The sequence below is a fragment of the Lysobacter sp. Root690 genome (assembly GCF_001427785.1).
In the GTDB taxonomy this organism is placed as follows: domain Bacteria; phylum Pseudomonadota; class Gammaproteobacteria; order Xanthomonadales; family Xanthomonadaceae; genus Lysobacter.
In genome coordinates, this window is record NZ_LMHM01000016.1 from 664545 (window position 1) to 682309 (window position 17765).

A 17765-nucleotide genomic window follows, 5' to 3' on the forward strand; every position below is an offset into this window, starting at 1 on the left:
TTTGCAAAGGGGGGAAAAGCAGGACGCTGACGATTGGCATGGGGCGCGGGCTCGGCCATGACGATCACCGCACCGGCTTCAATGCAGGCGGCGCGAATTGCCGCGCGGGACGCTGCGGTACGACCGACCGGCCGTACTGGTCGCCCAGCCGCTGCCGGGTCGCGGCCGATGTCGCCAGACCCAGGCCGATCGGTGCGATGCGATCGCCGGGCGGTTCGTCGGCGATCACCGGCGCGACTTTGTCGACCTCGGCCTTGAGCGCTTGATTGAGGCACGACCATCGCCCCGCTTCGTCGTTGCCGATGCGCACCTGCACGCACGGCGCGTTGACCGGCTTGGACGCCGGCAACAGGCGTTGCTGCGCGCCGGCCGACCCAACGGTCAGCATCACGACCGCGACGAGTGCGCGCCAATGGCTCATCCGCCGCCCGACTTGCCTGTATCGCGGATCCTGTCGCCAGCCATGCCGCCGCCGTCCACCGTGGTACCAGCGTTCAGACCACCGGAGGCACCGACGTCCTTATCGGCGGCGGCATTGGCTGCGCGCGCATCTGCATCGCCCGCACACTGCGCGATTTCATCGCGCTGACGATCGAGCTTGTCCTCAAGCGCGCGCACCTGGTTTTCCTTCTCGACGCGATTGAACCCGAGCGGTCCGAAACCGCGGGCACGCACGAACGCGATGAAGGCCGGATCGCGATACAGCCCGGCCAACTCGCGCCCGGTCGCGTACAGCGCCTGGGTGCCGGTCGCGCAACGCGCCGACTGCGCCTGCGCGGCGTCGAGCTGTTTGGCCAGCGCAATACGCTCGGCTTCCTTCTGCTGCGCCAGCTGCGCGGCCTGCTGCTGCGCCGCCTGCCATTTGCCGGCGCTCGCGCGCGCCGCCTCGGATGCGGCCGCATTCTGTTCGACCTGCCGCTGCAACGCCGCCAGCCGCGCGCTGTCGTCTCGCGCCGCGGGTTTCGCCGCCTGGACCTTGAGCGCATCGCGTTCGCGCTCGGCCGAGGCGGTTGCGGCCTGCTGCGTGGCCAAGGCCGCCTCGGCGGTGCGCAAGCGCGCGCCAGTGTCGCGCAGCGCATCGCGCAGCCGGGTCTCGTTGGCGGTCTGCGCCTGCGCACCAGGCACGACGAAACACAGTGCAAACGCCAACGACAGCCCGCGCGCGATCGAACGGCGCACGATCCGGCTCGCGTCATTGACGCGCACCTCGCCCGCAGGCGCACAGGTCACAACCGCATCGGTCACCACCGACACCGCATCGCGACCCGCCGGGCCGGCCCCACCCAAACGCTCAGGACGCAGACTCATCTTCTTCATCGCTCCCGTGCTCAGAATTCAGTACTGAGATCGAGCTGGACCACGTCCACCGAATACGGCGCACCGGTCACCTCGTTCGCGCTGAGCCAGCGCAGCCCCAGCCAGGTGTTGCGCGCCAGGCCCAGGGAACCGCCGACGATGAAACCGCGCGCGTTGGTGCCGCCCAGGTGGAAATCCGAATCGGTGAAGGCATCCGGCACCGCATCAGATTCCAGCCGCTTGTAGCCGATGCTCGCGTTCCAGTCCCAGGCCTTTTCGATCTTCGGCTGACCGACCAGCAGGTTGACGTAGTAACCGCTGTCGCCGCCGTCGTGCTGCAACGGCTCGATGTTGGGCTTGAAGTTGTTGAGCGGGCCCAACGCCTGGATGCGCTTGGCGTCGTACTTGAGATTCTTCACCACGTCGGCCTCGATCACGATCTTGACCGGATCGAAGCTGGCGATTTCCAGCGCCGCGTGCAGGTTGGCGACGCCGAATTCGCTGGCGTAACCGAAGTACTGCAACTGCGGGCCGTCGGGCGCGCCCGAGGCCGGCAGGATGTCGCGGATCGCGAACATGGTGTTGCCGAACTGCTGGAACTGCGGCCGCGACAGATCGGTATCGCACACGTCCTTGGAGGTCGGCGCGACGCACGGCGACGACAACTCGCCGTTGATGTGGTCGAACAGGAAATAGCCCAGGCCGAACTTCAGCTTTACGTCGTCGCTGAACTTCCAGTCCGCGCCGGCCTGCACGCCGTACAGCCATTTGTCGCGGCTGCTGGCCTTGTCGGCGCGCTGGGTCGAACCGAAATCGAAGTCGGTGTTGAAGATCGGGAACGCGCCGACATTGACGTAGGGATGGAAATCCGAGCCCAGGTCGAATTCGGTCTTGACCGCCACGCCGTCGAAGCTCAGGTCGTTGTCGAACAACAGTTCGCTGGTCCAGAACGGATTGGGCGCGCGGCCGATGTCGGCGCTCAGCCAATCGGTCGGCTTGAGCCGCAGGTAAGCGCGATCGAGCCACAGCGAGTACTTGGACAGATTGCCGCCGGCGCCGAGGGTCTGATTGGTCGACACCGGGCTGCGATCGCTACCGGTGGCCATGCGCAGGTCGGCCTCGACCCAGTCGGCGATCTGCGCATGCACGCCAAGCCGAGCGCGCATGCGCATGCGGCCGCGGTTCTTGGTGGTGTTGACGGTCGGCAGCGGATTCGACAGCGGATCGTTGACGTCGTAACCGCTGCCGGCGTTGAGCACGCCGAAATTCGGGAAGTCGTTGTAGTTCTCGCCGTCGTTGAGCACGTCCTCGGCGCGCGCGCGCAGGTCGCCGTAGACGCTGATGCGCTGAGTCCATTCGGGCAAGGCGTTCGGCGCGGCCCAGCCTTCGCTCTTGGCCTGCTGGGTGACTTCGGCGCGCAGCTCATCCTTGATCTGCTGGCGCACCACTTCGGGAATATATGGCACGACCACCGCGCCGGGCGCGGTCTGATACGCGGGCTGCGCGGCCACCGCGGTCGCTGGCTTCGCCGCGGCGCTGGCGCTCGCCTCGGCGATAAGATCGTCAGCCTGCCCGCGCGTCATCACGCCCTTGGCGACCAGCAGATCGATGAGCTTGAGGGTGACTTCGGGGCTGATCCTGGACGCGTCGACCGGCGGCGCGGCCACGGCGGGCGTCATGCACAGCGCGGCCAGCGCCAGCGTCAATGCGCGGAGCTTGAGGCGGCGATGCGGATTGGACAATGCGGTCATGGTGGGTCCCGGTAAGACGAAAATTCAGGCGGAAATGCGAACGAAACATTCGGGCGCGCTGGCAGCGCTAGCCCGGCGAAATGGCGCCGATGCGCAGATTGATCGGTTGCGGCATCTGGTCCGGCGGCGGCTGCGGCAGCGCGCGGCCCTGCAACGCTGCGACGATGGCGCGGTCGAGTTCGGGCTTGCCGGTGGAGGCGATCACCTGCGAACGCTGGATCGTGCCGTCGGCGTCGAGCCACATCGCGACCGTCGCCGAATAACGGCCCTTGCGGGTTTTCTCGTCGCGTTGCAGGTACTGCTGCACGTTGCGCTGGACCATCGCGGCATAACCGGCATACGGATTGCCGCCACCGCCCTTGCCGCCGATGCGGGTACCGCCACCGCCGCTGCCCGGAGTCAGGCCAAATTCGTTCGAGCCCGGTCCGGCGTCGGCGGTGAGCGGATCGCCGGGCGGATCGGCCGAATCGTCCTTGGGCGGATCGATCGATTCGAACGGCGTGTTCTCGACCAGTTTTTCTTCCTCCGGCACCTTGTCGGGTTGCGGCGGAGGCGGCGGCGGTGGAGGCGGTGGCAGGATCACTTGAGTGATCCGCGGCGGCATGCGCTTCTGGGTCGGGCCGGCATCCTGCATCAGCGACCACACCAGCCACGCGAGCACCGCGAACACGCCCAACGCGCCGAGCACGGCGAGCGCGCGCGACCAGCGCGAGGGTTGTCCGTAGGAACGGGCCACGAGGCGATCCCGCTCAGCCGGCGGCCTGGCGCTGCGACGCCAGACCGATCGAGGAAATGCCGAGCTTGCTGCACAGGTCCAGCACCGCCATGACCTTGTCGTACTGCACCGCGCGATCGCCGCGCAGGATCACCGGCAGTTCGGCGTCGTTGGCCAGCGCGTTGCGCAGTTGCTGTTCGAGTTCGCTCATGCTGACCGGCACCGCGTCGATGCTGAGCTGGCCGGCGTTGTCGATCGCGATCACCTTGGTCTTGGGCACCGACAGCGGCTGGCTCGCGCTAGCCTTGGGCAGGTCGACCTTGATCCCCTGCACCGCCGCGGTGGTCATGATGATGAAGATCACCAGCAGCACGTACGCCAGATCCAGCATCGGTGTGATGTTGATGTCGTCGTAGGGTTTCTTGCCCTGCACCTTCACGGCAGCGTCTCCGTCGACACGCTGCGGGTCAGCTGCGACGGCAGCGGCGCGTCGCCGGCATAGTCCTCGGCGATGCGCTTTTCCAGTTCGTCGACGAACACCTGCATGTCCGCGCCGATCGCTTCGGTGCGGCTGAGCAGGTAGTTGTAACCAAACAATGCCGGGATCGCGACCGCAAGGCCGGCGACGGTCGCCAGCAACGCCGCGGCGATGCCGGGCGCGATCGCATTGATGTTGACGTCGCCGGCCGCGGCGACCGCGGCGAAGGTGATCATCACGCCGACCACGGTGCCGAGCAGGCCGAGGAAGGGGCCGCCGGAAATCGCGATGGTGAGCAGCACCATCATCTTGTTCAGGCGCTGGCCTTCGCGCACCGCGGCGGCATCGAGCGCGGAACGGATCGCGGCGATCGACTGGGTGCGCACCACCGAACGCCCGCCGCCGGCGGCGACGCGGTTGCGCAGTTCGTCCAGGCCGACGTCGAGCAAGCGCGCGAGATTGGATTTCTCGCCGTTGAGCGGGCCGTTGTCTTGCGCGCCCTTAACCCAGGCGGTGTCGTGCAGCGGGTACTCGCCAGCGTACTTGCGGAACGCCTGCAGGAAACGCTCGTTGGCCTTGGCGGTGGTGTTGACGAACACGCCCTTGCCGATCATCACCCACCACGAGATCACCGCCATGAAGCCGAGGATCACGATCACGATCCAGGCGTCGACGGTCAGCGCGCTGAACAGGATGCCGAAGTAGTTGTGGCCGCCGTCGCCGGAGCGTTGCTCGACCGGCTGGAACGTAAGCAGGCGTGCGTCCAGGCCCTGGCTGTGCGCGGCGGCCTGGATCAGGCCGACCGGGCGGGCGATTTTCGACACCTGCAGTTCGTCGATCAGGCCGATGAAGTTGGCACGCACGGCGCTGCCGTCGGCGGCGGCTTTCTCGCCGCCGATGGTCAGGCCCGCGTTCGCCGCCGGCAAGGCCGCGGCGACTTCGCCGACCGATGCGCCGTTGAGATAGACGGTCACCTTGTTGTCGCCGGCGCGCACCGCGACATGCGCCCAGCCATCGCCCTTCAGCGGCGCTCCGGCCGAACTGCGCAACACGCCGGCGGCGCTCGGCACTTCGGCGTACAGCACGCCCGCGTCGAGCAGCAAGGTCAGCGCGCCGGGCAACGACACGATCACACCGCTCGCATTCGCCGCGGCCGGTTTTACCCAGGCCGACACGGTCAACGCCTGCGCGGCGGTGATGTTCAACGACGACGAGGCCGGCACGTTCAGCGGCATCTGACCATTCATTTGCAGGCCCGAACCGATCAACGCGGCCTGGGCCAGGGTCAGCGGGGGCTGCGCGTTGTTGGCGTAGGCGGTCTGATCGTTGCCGGCGGTGCCCTGGTCGGCGAAGTGATAGACCGCGACGCTGTCGGCGTCGTAACTGCCCTTGGCGTCGGCGCCCGGGGTCGCTTCGGGGTTGCCGAAGTAGACGAAGATCGACGCCGACGCGTTCGCCTGCAGGTCCGGCAGATCGACCCAGGCCAGCGCGACCTGATCGACCAGGCCGTCGTATTTCTCGAAGTGGTATTTCAGCGGCGTGCGGTCGTCGGCGGCGATGAAACGCACGTCGCTGCCGTCCTCCTTGGCGTCGGCGAAATTGAAGTTGCCCGAATGCAGGCGCACCAGCACCTGGGTGCGGCCGCCGGGCTCGCTCACGCCGGCGCCGGCCGAGGTGGTGTTGAGATCGACCTTGGCCCGGTAGTTCCACTTACCGTCCCACCACGAGGCCGCCATCGCCGGCAGCGAAAGCAACAACAACACAGTGGCCAGCATCACGCGCAATCGGTTCACGACACATCCCCAGTAGGTATAGTTCGGCCCCGCATGCGCGCCGGGCCGGCAAAACGACAGGTCGCGACGCCCGCGAAGGCGGCGCACCGGTGTTGCATGGTCAGAACTCGCCCCACAGGCGCACGCCGACTTCGACCCCGTCGGGTTTGCGGTCGCGGCCGTTGGGGCTCGACAGCGGCTTGGCGACATCGACCGAGCCGTTGAAATGACCGAAGGCTTTCAGCGATGCGCCGATGCCGGCGCTGACCAGGGTCTCGCTGCGAAGCTGATCAGGCAGCGGATCGTTGATCCGCGCATAACCGGCATCGACGAACGCGCGCAGGCGCAGTTCCTGGAACGCATCGCCGAGCGAATCGGAGAACGACGGCGTGCGCGCTTCCAGCGTCGCCGCCGCGCCCAGGTCGCCGAGCGATTCGGATTCGTAATAGCCGCGCACGCTGTCGAGCCCGCCGATGCTGAATTGCTCGTTGCTGATCAACGGCTCGCCGGCGAACTGGCTTTGAAGGCGCAGCATCAGCTGCGCGTCGTTGCTGTATTTCCAGGTGTGCGAGCCCGAGGCGCGCAGGTAGAAGAAATTCGGCTGAGCCTGATAGCGCTTGGCGTCGAAGGCGGCGCGGCCGTCGCCGACGCCGCGAAGGTTGAACACCGCCGACAGGGCGAGGTCGCTGACCGAGCGTTCTTTCACCCAGTCGGCGTTGTAGTTGACGCTGATCGGCAGGTACTCGATCGGCACCGAACCGCGGTCGGCGCCCTGCACCAGGTTCTCGTTGAAGTCCTTGTAGTCCAGGCCCAGGCTCAGCGAGTGGAAGAAGCCTTCGCGCGCGGCGAACGAGCGCATCAGCCGCACGCCGGCCAGGGTGCCGTTGCCGATCACGTTTAGATCGCCGACCACGGCGATGTCGCTCTTGCTGCGCACCGCGTAACCGAGCAAGGAATAAGGCGACGCGCCGAACCGCGCCAGGTACGAGGCCGAAAACACTTCGGCGTCTTCGCGCCGCTGCGGCGCGAGCTGCGCCGACAGGCTGACGCTGTGGCCGCGCTGCCACAGATTGTCGTAACGCACGCTCGCCGCCAGACGCTGCTCGGTGGTGTTGGCGCTGTTGCGGTTGTTGAGCTCCAACGAGCCGTGCAGCGGCAGGCTGTCTTCGACGTTGAGGTCGACGTCGACCGTGTTCGGCGTGGCGCCAGCCTTGATCTCCGGAGTGACGCGGCGATCGGGCCATTGGTTCAAGGCGACGATATCGCGCTGCACATCCTTGAAGTTAGGCACCTGACCCTGCGCCAGCGACGGCGCGGCGCGCTCGATGTCGTCGGGCGAAAAATAATCCGCGCCGTTGACGCGCAGCCGGCCGACCTTCTGTTCGTTGACCTGCAGCGTGACCAGACCGGTCGAGGCGTCCTGCTCCGGGATCACGACGCTGACGGTCGGAAAGCCCTTCTGGTCGTACAGCGCCTGCAAGGCGGCGCGCGCGGCTTCGACGTCGTGTTCGCTGCGCTGCGGGCCCAGATGCGGGTACACCGCCTTTTCTATATCGAGATTGCTCAGCTGGCTGTTGCCGACCACTTGATAGGCCATCACGTCGAAGCGAGCGATCGGCGCGGCGGCTTGCGCCGTCGTCGAAGTTTCCTGCGCGTGTAAGCGCGCCGGTCCGAGCAAGCTCAGTCCGACGGCTGCGATGAGGCGTAGAGACATCGAGCCGAAACCATCCCTGTTGCGCCGTCCCGAGTACCGGTCGGCAGACCGCGCAAAGGTAGGTTCGCTATGTGACGGTGTTGGAACTGCTACATGACAAGGCACATGAACTTGGTCATGTGCTTGTCAATCTCGGCGAGCGAATGTCACAAGTTGATGCGATGACGCATCAATTACGCACTGGATCACTTGTCATCTCATTGCGAGATGAGCGGTATCACACAGGTGAGAAATGTTGCGCGTTGTGGTTGCGGGTTTTTGATACTCGGTTCGAAGCGTGTAGACGCATTCGTTTGCCTGCGGTTTTTATGGCGTTTTGTGCGCGGTTCGCGTGCGCATGTGCAGCTGGCTGAAATCGATGATGTTGCGATTACGCAACATCATCGGCTGATGCGATCCGAGAAATTTGTCGATAGCGACCCATCGCGGCGATGCGCGGTGTTCGAGTTCGCGGCCGACGATCCGCAACGCGACTGTGCACGACGGTTGCATCGATCGACTGCGATTGTGTCGGCGCGCAACTTGCAACAGCGTTGATGCGCACAGCGAATTCGGCATTACCAAATTGTGGCAGTCACATGTGCGCGTGGTTTTCCTTCGCGACGTGTTCAAGCCGCCTCCGGCGCCGGTTGGAAGCAAAAGCGAATCCCCGCCCTCTTTTCCAAAGAGGGAACTACAAAGGCGGAGACTGCAACGGTTGAATCGGACGACTCGCCGACGCAAGTGAGTTACCTGCCAGATAGGGACTAACCATTCGACCCAAGCGGGCCCTTGCCCCCTTTATGAAAGGGGGCGGCATCCGCGCAGCGGATGCGGGGGATTTGCTTTTGATCTTGATCTTGCGGCTGACGTCGCCTGGGAGCAAAAGCGAATCCCCCTGCCCCCCTTTTCCAAAGGGGGGAACTGCAACAGCAAAAGCGCTCGCGACAAGAGCGGTTGCGGCTAGTTCGCTCGGCCGCTCAACTCGCCGGCCCGCTCAATTCGCTCGTCCGCTCGACTCGCTCGGCCGCTCAACCCGCGGAACCGTTCGCGGTCGCAGCGCTCGGCGCGGCCGCAGCCGCGGCCTTCGCCGTATCTTCCTGCTCCAGCGCCGACAAACGCTCAAGGTTCTGCATCGACACCAGGTGCGTATAGATCAAGCCGAGCGCACCGGACCGCAGCAGGTCCGGAATCACCGCATCGCCGAGCTTGAGCAGACGCTCTTCGGACACCACATAGACGCCGCCGAGTTCGCGCTGTTCGCCTTCGCCGCCGAAACGGATCACCCGCTGCTCGAGCAGATCGAGCTCCTTCAAGCGCGCGGTGAACGCCGCGGTGCGCTTGAACTCGTTGTGGAAGTCGGACAGAAAGCCCATCGCCCGCGCAAGGTTCTCGCTGTCCTCGCCGTCTTCCTTGAACAGCAGGTCGCCGTCCTCCTCCGACAGGCCGTCGTAGGCCATGTCGACGCAGACCGTCAGCGTGCCGCTGTCGCGGTCCTCGGCCAGCATGAACGGGTATTGGCGCAGGAACGCCGGCACGTAGCCGCGCTTCCAGCGCGAATTCTCGTCGACGTAAAGGTTGTGCTGGTTGCGCAGGCCGACCACGACCGCCGGCAGGAAGTCGCCGTTCTCCAGGCGCGCGAACACGATCGTGTATTCGGACGCGGCGTGCGGGAACTCGACCGTGGTCAGCGGCACCGAATTGAGCTGGGCGGCGAAACGGGCGTTGTGCGTGGCCGTGCGCAGGCGCAGACGGCGATGGGTGTGGCGGTTCAACGGTACGACGCGGTCGTAGATCAGCATGGTGTTCCAGTTCCTGGTGGCTCAGCCGGGGCGAGGTCCCGCCGCCGGGGCGGGTGCGGCGAAGATGCGCGATCAAGGTGACAGTTACAACGCCAGGAAGACACATGGCCCCGGCCCGGTGGCATCGGGCCGGCCGCCCCATGACCTTGCCATCGTGCCGTCAGCCCTTATAAAACGCCACTTTCGCGTGCATCGATGCCTGTCAAAGGTGTCATCACATCGGCTCCCATATCGTGATTATCGGCACACAAAAGACCTGTGCGCCTTTATGCGAGAGGGGAAGCGGCTTTGTTCAAGGTGTCATTGCGGGAACACGCTCTGTTGAGCGTGCTGGTGGGGTTGCAGCGCGGGGTGCAGCCGGAGACCAGTCATATGAAACATGCGTTGATCGAGGACGGGCTGGCGCTGAGCCAGGACGGCCGGCTGGCGCTGTCGGACGCCGGCACCACCTTGTTGCAGGCCTTGCAGCATATGGTCTGGGCCGAGGTCGAATCGCTGCAGCAGGTGCTGGCCAACAAGTCGCAGGCGCCGAGCGACGAAGTGTTGCGGATGACCCGGGTGCGGCCGAATTCGCCGCTGGAGTGAGCGAGGCGGGCGGCCGCGGGTGCGGATGAAACGACCGGTGGCCGATGCATGGATCGCGAACCCCGACCGCAGCCCTCAGACCTTCGGCCACAACGACTGCCCGAGCCGCCAGCCGATCACGATCGCCAGCAGGCCCAGCCCGACGTGCGCCGCGATCGTCAGCGCCAGCCAGTCGTAACGCGCCGCGCGCAGCAGCGCGAGCAGGTCCACGCCGAACGCCGAGAACGTGGTCAGGCCGCCGAGCACGCCGGTCAGCAGCAGCGCGCGCCAGAAATCCGCGTCCTCGCGCTGCCCCAGCCAGACCAGCAGCAGGCCCGCGCACAGGCAACCGATCACGTTGACGCACAGGGTCGACAACGCCGGCCACGGCGCCGACGCGCGCGGCAGCAGCAGATTGGCGCCGTGGCGCAGCATCGCGCCGAACGCGCCGCCCAGGCCGACGGCGAGCAATTGCAGCAAGGCGGTGCGGGTCATCCGGTGGCTCCCTGAGTGGCTCGAATGGCGCTGGTGCAGGCGGTGATGCAAGCAACAACATCGACATCGACATCGACATCGACATCGACATCGACGATGCAACGTCAATACGAGCAGCGCCGCAAGTCCGAAGTCTTTTGTGGGAGGGGCTTCAGCCCCGACGCTTTTCGCTCAGGTTGCCCGGATTCACCAATCTGAGCGAAAAGAATCGCGGCTGAAGCCCCGCCCACAAAAAACCTCACAGCTACGCAGCAACGAGTTCATTGCTCCAGTTCACTCCGCATCGCCCTCGCCGCGCGCCTGCTCGCGCTGCGCGCGCAAGCGGGTCAGCTTCTCGCGCAGTTTGATCTCCAGCCCGCGCTCGACCGGCTGGTAATACACCCGCTCGCCCATCGCATCGGGAAAACCGGTCTGGTCCAGGGCGATGCCGCCGTCGGCGTCGTGATCGTACTGATAGCCCTTCGAATACCCCAACTGCTTCATCAGCTTGGTCGGCGCATTGCGCAGATGTAGCGGAACGTCCTGGGTGCCGTGCTCGACCACGTCGCGCTTGGCCGCGTTGAACGCGGCATAGGCGGCGTTGGATTTGGCCGTGCTCGCCAGGTAGATCACCACCTGGGCCAGGGCCAGATCGCCCTCGGGGCTGCCGAGCCGGTCATAGGTGTCCCAGGCGTCCACCGACATCTGCAAGGCGCGCGGATCGGCCAGGCCGATGTCCTCGACCGCCATCCGGGTCAGGCGCCGCGCCAGGTAATGCGGGTCGCAGCCGCCGTCGAGCATGCGCGCGAACCAGTACAGCGCCGCATCGGGATTGGAACTGCGCACCGACTTGTGCAGCGCCGAGATCTGGTCGTAGAACTGCTCGCCGCCCTTGTCGAAGCGGCGGGTGCGGTCGGCCAGCACCTGCGCCAGGGTGCCGGCGGTGATAGCGCCGTCCTCATCGGCGGCCAGTTCGGCGGCGATTTCCAGCAGAGTCAGCGCGCGCCGCACGTCGCCGTCGGCGGCGGTGGCGATCTGCATCAGCAGGTCGTCCTCGACCCGGATCGTCTGCTCGCCCAGGCCACGCGTTTCGTCCTGCAGCGCGCGCCGCAAGGTCTGGGCGATGTCGTCGGGCGACACCGCCTCCATCACGTGCACGCGGCAGCGCGACAGCAACGCCGAGTTGAGTTCGAACGAGGGGTTCTCGGTGGTCGCGCCGACGAAAATGATGGTGCCGCGCTCGATATGCGGCAGGAACGCATCCTGCTGGGTCTTGTTGAAGCGGTGGACCTCGTCGACGAACAGCACCGTGCGGCGGCCGTCGGCGAACCGGTGCGCGGCCTCGGCCAGCACCTGACGCACCTCCGGCAGGCCCGACAGCACCGCCGAGATCGCCTTGAACTCGGCATCGGAGTAATGCGCCAGCAGCAGCGCCAGGGTGGTCTTGCCACAACCCGGCGGGCCCCAAAGGATCATCGAATGCACGCGTCCGGACTCGACCGCGCGGCGCAAGGCCGAGCCCGGCGCGAGCAGCCGGCGCTGGCCGACCATTTCGTCCAGGGTGCGCGGGCGCATGCGCTCGGCCAGCGGACGCAGGCCGTCGCGATCGACACTGAGCAGGTCGGGGGCGTCGGCGGTCGGGGTGGTACGGCGGGCCACTGCGGGAAGGGGTCCTGTTACGCGTTCGCGGGGCGGACACGATAACAAGATCGGCCGTGGGCGGATGCGAATGGGGTTTGCCGGATGCGGCCGGCGCCGGGCGCGTTTTATTCCAGCCGCCCATTACAGCCCGCTCACCCCAGCCGACTCACTCCAGCCGACTCAATCCAGCGGCACCACCCGGCGCGCAACGGTGTAGCCCAAGTAGATCTTGCCGCCCTCTGGATCCGTCTCGGCCGCCTGGATCTGATCGGTCCAGGCGCTGGCCAAGGCCAGCCAGCCGGCCATGAACCCGCTGCCACCGCAGATGGTCATTCCGCCGTCGCCGCCGCGGGTGATCGCCGGGTCGTCGGTCAGTTCGACCTTGTACGGGTCGAAGGCGATGCGCAGGCCGAAGGCGTTGGCCTGCCGATGCAGCCACAAGCCCTTCGCGCCGCTCGCCCGCGACGGTTGATGGGCGCCGCCCGACCATGGCCACAGCCGGCGCCAAACCGATTCCTCGGGGCTGACGTCGGTCGGATAGCGATCGCAACGCACATGCGGGCCCCAGCGGAATAGCTCGCGCGAACTGGCGCCGCACAGGTACTCCCATTCGTCCGGCGATGGCAGGCGAAAACCGTCGCGGGCCAGCGCCGCGGCCACGCCGGCGCTGCTGTCCTGCGCCGGGTCGGCTTCGTCGGCATCGACACGGCCGTCGTCGCCGACTCGCACGCGCAAGGCCGGATCGCCCATTTGCCTGACCCCGCGCGGGTACTGGCGCAACGCTTCGACCACACGCGGCGAATCGCGATCGACCGCGCGCCAACCGACCTCGCGGTACTCACACTCGACCAGCATCGGCCCGAAGCGGCATTGCCTGACCGGCGTGGTGTTGGCGACCGCATGCTCGACCAGGCCCTCGTCGATCTCGTATTCCTCGGCGGTTTCGTTCCAGCTGTCGTGCATCTCGGCGCTGGGCTCCCAGCGCTCGCCGTCGAAACCCAGCGTCGCGGCCGCGCCCGGCACCAACGAGAACATCGTCCCGCCGTAGCGGAACTGAGCGATGTCGAACGCCATTGCGCCGCATTCGAACCCACGCAGCGCGTGGAATTCGAACCCCTGCGGCAAGGCCAGCGAACGGGCGGCGCGCTCGCGCTGCTCGCGTGAAGCCGCCTGCCAATCCTCGATCGAACGATGCAACGTCATCGGTGGCTCCCATGCCTGCGTTCGAACCGGCCGCGCGAATCGGTGCGCGAACTGCGCGGTTCCTCCCGGCAAGAAAGCTTAGCCGAAACGATCCTGCCGACATTCGCACTCACACATCCGCGGCAACCGCGTTGATACCCATGTGCGTGCCGCGCATCGGCGGCGGCGAAGCGCCTCCGACCGCCGAGCCCGTCACGTCCCCTGCCAAACGGAGCCCGACGGATGGCGAATTTCGACCTGTATCTCCCGCAGTTGCTCAAGTTCGAAGGCGGTTGGGTCGACGACCCGGCCGATCCCGGCGGCGCGACCAATCTGGGCATCACCCTGAGCACCTTCCAGCACTACGCGCATCCCCTGCTCGGCCTCGCGCCGACCCTTGGCAACCTGCGCGCGCTCGACACCGCGCAGGCCGGGGCGATCTACCGCAAGATTTACTGGGACCCGATCGACGGCGACGCGATCCCACTGCAGTTCCTGGCCGAGATCGTGTTCGACTTCTACGTCAACGCCGGTTTCCACGCGATCGCGCTGCTGCAGCAGTTGCTGGGTCCGCCGCTGACCGCCGACGGCCGCTTCGGTCCGCAGACCCTAGGCGCGCTGCAACGCGCCGATCAGGCCGCGTTGTACGCGCGCTATCGCCAGGGCCGGATCGACTACTACCGCAACCTCGCCGGCGCGCATCCGGCGCTGCGCCGCTTCCTCAACGGATGGCTGGCTCGGGTGCAGTGGTTTCCGCCGCAGGCGCCGGGCAACGCCGCGGCAACGCCGAGCCAGACGAACGGCGACTCTGGACAAAGGGCCGCGTCCTCGATTTTCGACGCGGTGAGCGGAAGCAGGACGACGACGTGATCGCGGTCCGCCGTCGTCGGTCATGGTTGTAACGCATCCGCTCCTCGAGCTTCGGGCTCAAGCCAGGAGCATTACCCGCGCGTTCGATACGAGCGTTTTCATCGCCGCCGCATCCATCGCACCTGACGTCGCGGCAGACAGCGCATGCCGCACTCAAGCCGCGCGCAGGAATTCCAGCACCGCGGCCACGAATTCCCGCGGAAATTCGACATTGCTCAGATGCACCGCCGGCAGCACCAGCAGTTTCGCGCCCGGCACCGTCGCCGCGATCGCATCGCTGTGACTGGCCGCGGTCACGGTGTCGTACTGACCTGCGATCACCAACGTCGGGCGTTCAATCAGCGCGATCGTGCGGCGCAAGTCGGCGTCGCGCACCGCGGCGTAGGAACCGGCCAGCCCCTGGCGATCGGTCGCCAATAGCATCGCGCGGAAGGTTTCGACGACCGGAGCGCCGGCGTCGAGCATGGCCTTGGGAAACCAGTTGCCGAGGAACATCTGCGCGGTCTCGCTCATATCCGCCGCGCCGAGCACCGAGGCGATGCGTTCGTCCCATTGCCCGGCCGGGCCGAGATAGGACGAGGTGTTGCTGAGGATCAGCCGGTCGATCCGCTCCGGCGCATGCACGCCGAGCCATTGGCCGATAAAACCGCCCAGCGACAGACCCAGGAAATGCACGCGTTCGATGTTCAGCGCATCGAGCAGTTCGATCGCGTCGCGGCCCAATCGATCCATCGAATAAGCCCCGAACGGGATCCCAGACCCGCCATGGCCGCGGGTGTCGTAGCGCAGCACGCGGAAATGCCGCGACAGCGCCTCGACCTCGCCGTCCCACATGCGCAGGTCGGTGCCGATCGAATTCGACAGCATCAGCACCGGCCGGTCGCTGGCGCCGTCGATGCGGTAGGCGATACGGGTGCCGTCGCCGGCGGTGACAAAGGACAACTCATTCATGATCGGCGCTTCTCGATAGGTGCTTGGAAGCGCCGCGCCGGATGCCGCCGGCCCGATCGCCTCTGCAACGGCGGTTGCCGTGGCCCATAGAGTGATTGCGGCCGAACCGAACTGATATTACAAAGATCGCACACACCTTGTAAGAAAACCGGACATGGGCGCCTTCACCCTGCACGACCTGCAATGCTTCGATGCGGTGATCCGCGCCGGCGGCTTCCAGGCCGCCGCGACCGTGCTGCACCGCTCGCACCCGGCGGTGTTCGCCGCGGTCGCCCGACTGGAGACCCAGCTCGGCCTGAGCCTGCTCGACCGCAGCGGCTATCGCGTGCAGCCCACCGACGCCGGCCGCTCGCTGCATCGCCGCGCCCAAGGCCTGTTGCGCGAAGCCGAACAACTGCGCTCTCACGCCGCGCAACTGGCCATGGGCGAGGAAAGCGAACTGCGCGTAGTGATCGGCGACCTGTGCCCGCGCCCGCAGATGCTCGCCCTGCTCAGCCGCTTCTTCAGCCAATGCCCCGGCACCCGCCTGCACCTGCATTTCGAAGCGGTGACCGGCCCGTGGGAGCGCTTGTTCGACGGCGACGCCGACCTGATCGTGCATCGCATCGACAAGACCGACCCGCGCCTGGAGTGGATCGACCTGTGCACGGTCCCGCTGCTGCCGGTGGTCGCGCCGGGCCTGCTGCCGTTTCCGGTCACCCGCGCGATCACCCCGGCGCAGATGCGCGATTTCACCCAATGCGTCATGCGCGACACCGCGCGCCATTCGCCCGACATCAACTACTTCATGATCGAAGGCGCGCATCAGTGCGTGGTGGCCGATCAATCGATGAAGAAAGAAGTGATCCTGCACGGCATGGGCTGGGGCCACCTGCCCCGGTTCCTGATCGAACAAGAACTCCACGACGGCCGCCTGCACTCCGTCGCCGGCCGTCACCTGCCGGGCGGCAGCGAGGAATTGGTCGCGGCGCGGCGCGGCGACCGGCCGCAGGGGCCGGTGGCGAATCGGTTGTGGGATTACATCCGCGAGCGGGCTCCGCGCTTGCTTGCCGAGCTCGAGCCGGCCGCATCATCGGTGCGCAAGCGTGCGGGCGGCGGTAAGCGACGCGGCACGCGGGCCTGAACCTGCTTCAGTCCTCCCGCTCGATCGCCTCCACCGAATCGCAGACGACCCAACGCCTATCCAGGGTCAAGACCACCTTCTGCTCGTTTCCCGTCAACGGATCCGCCGGCACCACATTGACCCGCAACAAGCCGCTCAACGCCCGCGCCAGCGCCTGGATCACCGCGTCCGGCCCTTGCGCCAACATGCCGTTGCCGCTGGCCAGCAGGCGCTCGAAACGCTCCACCGGATAGCACAGCACGCCGGCCGGATCGTGCCAGCCTTGCGATGCCGAAGCGATCGCCGCGTGCGCGGCCAGATAGACCTCGCCGGCCGAAGCGGCCACGCTGGAAAAGAACAACTGCGACTGCGGCCCCTGGTGACTGAGCAACAAGGGATGACTGGAATCGCACGCGATCTCGCGGACCCCGCCGAGTTGGCAATGCACCTGAGTCGGCGACTGGCAATGCAATTCGACCCGGCGCCGAAGAAACCCTTGGTCCCAGTCGTCGAAGTCCACCGCGATCACCAGCAATTCGTCGCGCGTCCAATGCATCGCCGTCAGCCACGCGTCGGAGCGTTCGCGGATCTTCCATGAAAACACGGCGAGGTTCATCGGGCTGAGGCTGGTTGGCGTGGGTTTATGACGAGTAACAAGTGAATCTTACTTACCCGCGCATCCGGCGATTGACGGTGGTGGCTTCAGGACTAACTAAAGCGGATCCGAAAGTCCAGTCTGCGCGCGCTTTACCGCGACCAACCCTGGCCTCAGTTTCAGCTCGGCGCAGTTGCGATGGATTCCGACCAGATCGGCCGCCGTTCGAGCGGTCACGTGAGCCACAAACAGCTCGACCAGTCGACGTTGGTTTATTTTCGCTTATCCGGCAACGACTTGGAGTAATCCCTCATCCTGGATCGAGTCCTTATCCAGGCCAGCCCCTTCGAGAAAATACACTCTGACCTCTGGTCTCCGGCCCCCCGCCCTTGCTCCGGCCGGCGGCTGTCGCAGCTATCGTCGCAAGACCTGGATCAATCACAACCGCAAGCGCCGGCCTAACCGACCCACGCGCGGTGCCCGGCGAGCCATCGCCCGCCCATTGCGGCCCGCTGGCAAGTGTTTTTCGTCGCGGCGGAAGCCTTTGCGGCCCCTGGACGCAGTGCCATCCACCGAAGCTGGCGATTAACGCTTCGCTGGCAAGGCTCTATGCTCGGACCGCAAGCCTACGAATCCCGACCGCAAGGCTCAAAGGCTTGCGCGCCGGCCTCGACGCTCCGCGATCGCAACCCTCGGAGCCTTGCGCGCAAGCCTCAAACCCCGAGCGCCAGTCAATCTGCCTTGCGACCGGCCCCGCGAGCCTCGCGCGCGACGCTATTCGCCTTGCGATCGCAAGCCTCGCAGCCTTGCGCCCGGGCTGAAACCCTTGCGCGCGCAGCTCGATGGCTTGCGCTTGGGCATCGATGCATCGCGCGGTGG

The 17765-nt window shown here is 66.4% G+C and carries 16 protein-coding genes and 2 pseudogenes; 3 read left to right on the forward strand and 15 right to left on the reverse strand.

Translation table 11 applies throughout. The annotated features are described in order from the left end of the window. Positions 1-64 precede the first annotated feature (64 nt). From ASD86_RS19855 to ASD86_RS19895, 9 genes are all read right to left on the reverse strand, one after another. A complete protein-coding gene (locus ASD86_RS19855; protein ID WP_056114671.1) occupies positions 65-421 on the reverse strand; it encodes a hypothetical protein in 357 nt (118 codons plus the stop codon). Further along, positions 418-1308, reverse strand: coding sequence for a hypothetical protein (locus ASD86_RS19860; protein WP_157476890.1), 891 nt, complete (start codon positions 1306-1308; stop codon positions 418-420). The genes ASD86_RS19855 and ASD86_RS19860 overlap by 4 nt, the downstream gene beginning before the upstream one ends. 20 nt (positions 1309-1328) lie before the next feature. After that, positions 1329-3047, reverse strand: coding sequence for a putative porin (locus tag ASD86_RS19865; protein ID WP_056114677.1), 1719 nt, complete (start codon positions 3045-3047; stop codon positions 1329-1331). A 67-nt stretch (positions 3048-3114) separates the two neighbouring features. Next, complete coding sequence (locus tag ASD86_RS19870; RefSeq protein WP_056114680.1) at positions 3115-3783, reverse strand: TonB family protein; 669 nt, start codon at positions 3781-3783, stop codon at positions 3115-3117. A 13-nt stretch (positions 3784-3796) separates the two neighbouring features. Further along, entirely contained in the window at positions 3797-4201 is a 405-nt protein-coding gene (locus tag ASD86_RS19875) for a biopolymer transporter ExbD (RefSeq protein ID WP_036102888.1), read from the reverse strand. Next, on the reverse strand, positions 4198-6033 hold the full coding sequence (locus tag ASD86_RS19880; RefSeq protein ID WP_162253706.1) for a DUF2341 domain-containing protein: 1836 nt from the start codon (positions 6031-6033) through the stop codon (positions 4198-4200). The genes ASD86_RS19875 and ASD86_RS19880 overlap by 4 nt, the downstream gene beginning before the upstream one ends. A 100-nt stretch (positions 6034-6133) precedes the next feature. Next, entirely contained in the window at positions 6134-7726 is a 1593-nt protein-coding gene (locus ASD86_RS19885; RefSeq protein ID WP_082578534.1) for a ShlB/FhaC/HecB family hemolysin secretion/activation protein, read from the reverse strand. Positions 7727-8032: 306 nt separating this feature from the next. Continuing rightward, positions 8033-8284, reverse strand: coding sequence for a hypothetical protein (locus ASD86_RS19890; protein WP_157476892.1), 252 nt, complete (start codon positions 8282-8284; stop codon positions 8033-8035). A gap of 452 nt (positions 8285-8736) precedes the next feature. Next, entirely contained in the window at positions 8737-9507 is a 771-nt protein-coding gene (locus ASD86_RS19895) for a SapC family protein (protein WP_056114689.1), read from the reverse strand. 372 nt (positions 9508-9879) lie between these two features. Between ASD86_RS19895 and ASD86_RS19900 the strand changes: the two genes are divergently transcribed. Next, positions 9880-10092, forward strand: coding sequence for a hypothetical protein (locus ASD86_RS19900; protein ID WP_157476894.1), 213 nt, complete (start codon positions 9880-9882; stop codon positions 10090-10092). 75 nt (positions 10093-10167) lie between these two features. On the opposite strand, the gene ASD86_RS19905 is transcribed toward ASD86_RS19900, so the two are convergent. From ASD86_RS19905 to ASD86_RS19915, 3 genes are all read right to left on the reverse strand, one after another. Continuing rightward, positions 10168-10566: a CrcB family protein gene (locus ASD86_RS19905; RefSeq protein WP_056114695.1), complete on the reverse strand. Its 399-nt coding sequence runs from the start codon at positions 10564-10566 to the stop codon at positions 10168-10170. 273 nt (positions 10567-10839) lie between these two features. Beyond that, a complete protein-coding gene (locus ASD86_RS19910) occupies positions 10840-12204 on the reverse strand; it encodes a replication-associated recombination protein A (protein ID WP_056114699.1) in 1365 nt (454 codons plus the stop codon). A 162-nt stretch (positions 12205-12366) separates the two neighbouring features. Further along, the gene (locus ASD86_RS19915; protein WP_056114701.1) at positions 12367-13389 is read right to left on the reverse strand and encodes a hypothetical protein; all 1023 of its coding nucleotides are present in this window, start codon (positions 13387-13389) and stop codon (positions 12367-12369) included. A gap of 222 nt (positions 13390-13611) precedes the next feature. Between ASD86_RS19915 and ASD86_RS19920 the strand changes: the two are divergent. Beyond that, positions 13612-14124, forward strand: a pseudogene (locus ASD86_RS19920) (glycosyl hydrolase 108 family protein); the annotation flags it as partial. Between the two features lie 267 nt (positions 14125-14391). On the opposite strand, the gene pcaD reads toward ASD86_RS19920, so the two are convergent. Continuing rightward, on the reverse strand, positions 14392-15189 hold the full coding sequence (pcaD, locus tag ASD86_RS19925) for a 3-oxoadipate enol-lactonase (RefSeq protein ID WP_056114704.1): 798 nt from the start codon (positions 15187-15189) through the stop codon (positions 14392-14394). 154 nt (positions 15190-15343) lie between these two features. Here pcaD and ASD86_RS19930 point away from each other — a divergent pair, with 154 nt between their 5' ends. After that, the gene (locus tag ASD86_RS19930) at positions 15344-16312 is read left to right on the forward strand and encodes a LysR family transcriptional regulator (protein WP_056114708.1); all 969 of its coding nucleotides are present in this window, start codon (positions 15344-15346) and stop codon (positions 16310-16312) included. A 7-nt stretch (positions 16313-16319) separates the two neighbouring features. Here ASD86_RS19930 and ASD86_RS19935 read toward each other — a convergent pair whose 3' ends face one another. Continuing rightward, positions 16320-16907 (reverse strand): hypothetical protein, encoded by a 588-nt coding sequence (locus ASD86_RS19935; protein ID WP_056114710.1) that lies wholly within the window; start codon positions 16905-16907, stop codon positions 16320-16322. 165 nt (positions 16908-17072) lie between these two features. Continuing rightward, positions 17073-17193 (reverse strand): annotated as a pseudogene (locus tag ASD86_RS28010) (IS1595 family transposase); the annotation flags it as partial. Between the last annotated feature and the right edge of the window lie 572 nt (positions 17194-17765).

Bases quoted from the DNA above. Each gene is read 5' to 3' on its own strand.
- ASD86_RS19855 (WP_056114671.1), bottom strand. From the start codon at position 421: ATGAGCCATTGGCGCGCACTCGTCGCGGTCGTGATGCTGACCGTTGGG.
- ASD86_RS19860 (WP_157476890.1), bottom strand. From the start codon at position 1,308: ATGAGTCTGCGTCCTGAGCGTTTGGGTGGGGCCGGCCCGGCGGGTCGC.
- ASD86_RS19865 (WP_056114677.1), bottom strand. From the start codon at position 3,047: ATGACCGCATTGTCCAATCCGCATCGCCGCCTCAAGCTCCGCGCATTG.
- ASD86_RS19885 (WP_082578534.1), bottom strand. From the start codon at position 7,726: ATGTCTCTACGCCTCATCGCAGCCGTCGGACTGAGCTTGCTCGGACCG.
- ASD86_RS19890 (WP_157476892.1), bottom strand. From the start codon at position 8,284: ATGCCGAATTCGCTGTGCGCATCAACGCTGTTGCAAGTTGCGCGCCGA.
- ASD86_RS19895 (WP_056114689.1), bottom strand. From the start codon at position 9,507: ATGCTGATCTACGACCGCGTCGTACCGTTGAACCGCCACACCCATCGC.
- ASD86_RS19900 (WP_157476894.1), top strand. From the start codon at position 9,880: ATGAAACATGCGTTGATCGAGGACGGGCTGGCGCTGAGCCAGGACGGC.
- ASD86_RS19905 (WP_056114695.1), bottom strand. From the start codon at position 10,566: ATGACCCGCACCGCCTTGCTGCAATTGCTCGCCGTCGGCCTGGGCGGC.
- ASD86_RS19915 (WP_056114701.1), bottom strand. From the start codon at position 13,389: ATGACGTTGCATCGTTCGATCGAGGATTGGCAGGCGGCTTCACGCGAG.
- pcaD (WP_056114704.1), bottom strand. From the start codon at position 15,189: ATGAATGAGTTGTCCTTTGTCACCGCCGGCGACGGCACCCGTATCGCC.
- ASD86_RS19930 (WP_056114708.1), top strand. From the start codon at position 15,344: ATGGGCGCCTTCACCCTGCACGACCTGCAATGCTTCGATGCGGTGATC.
- ASD86_RS19935 (WP_056114710.1), bottom strand. From the start codon at position 16,907: ATGAACCTCGCCGTGTTTTCATGGAAGATCCGCGAACGCTCCGACGCG.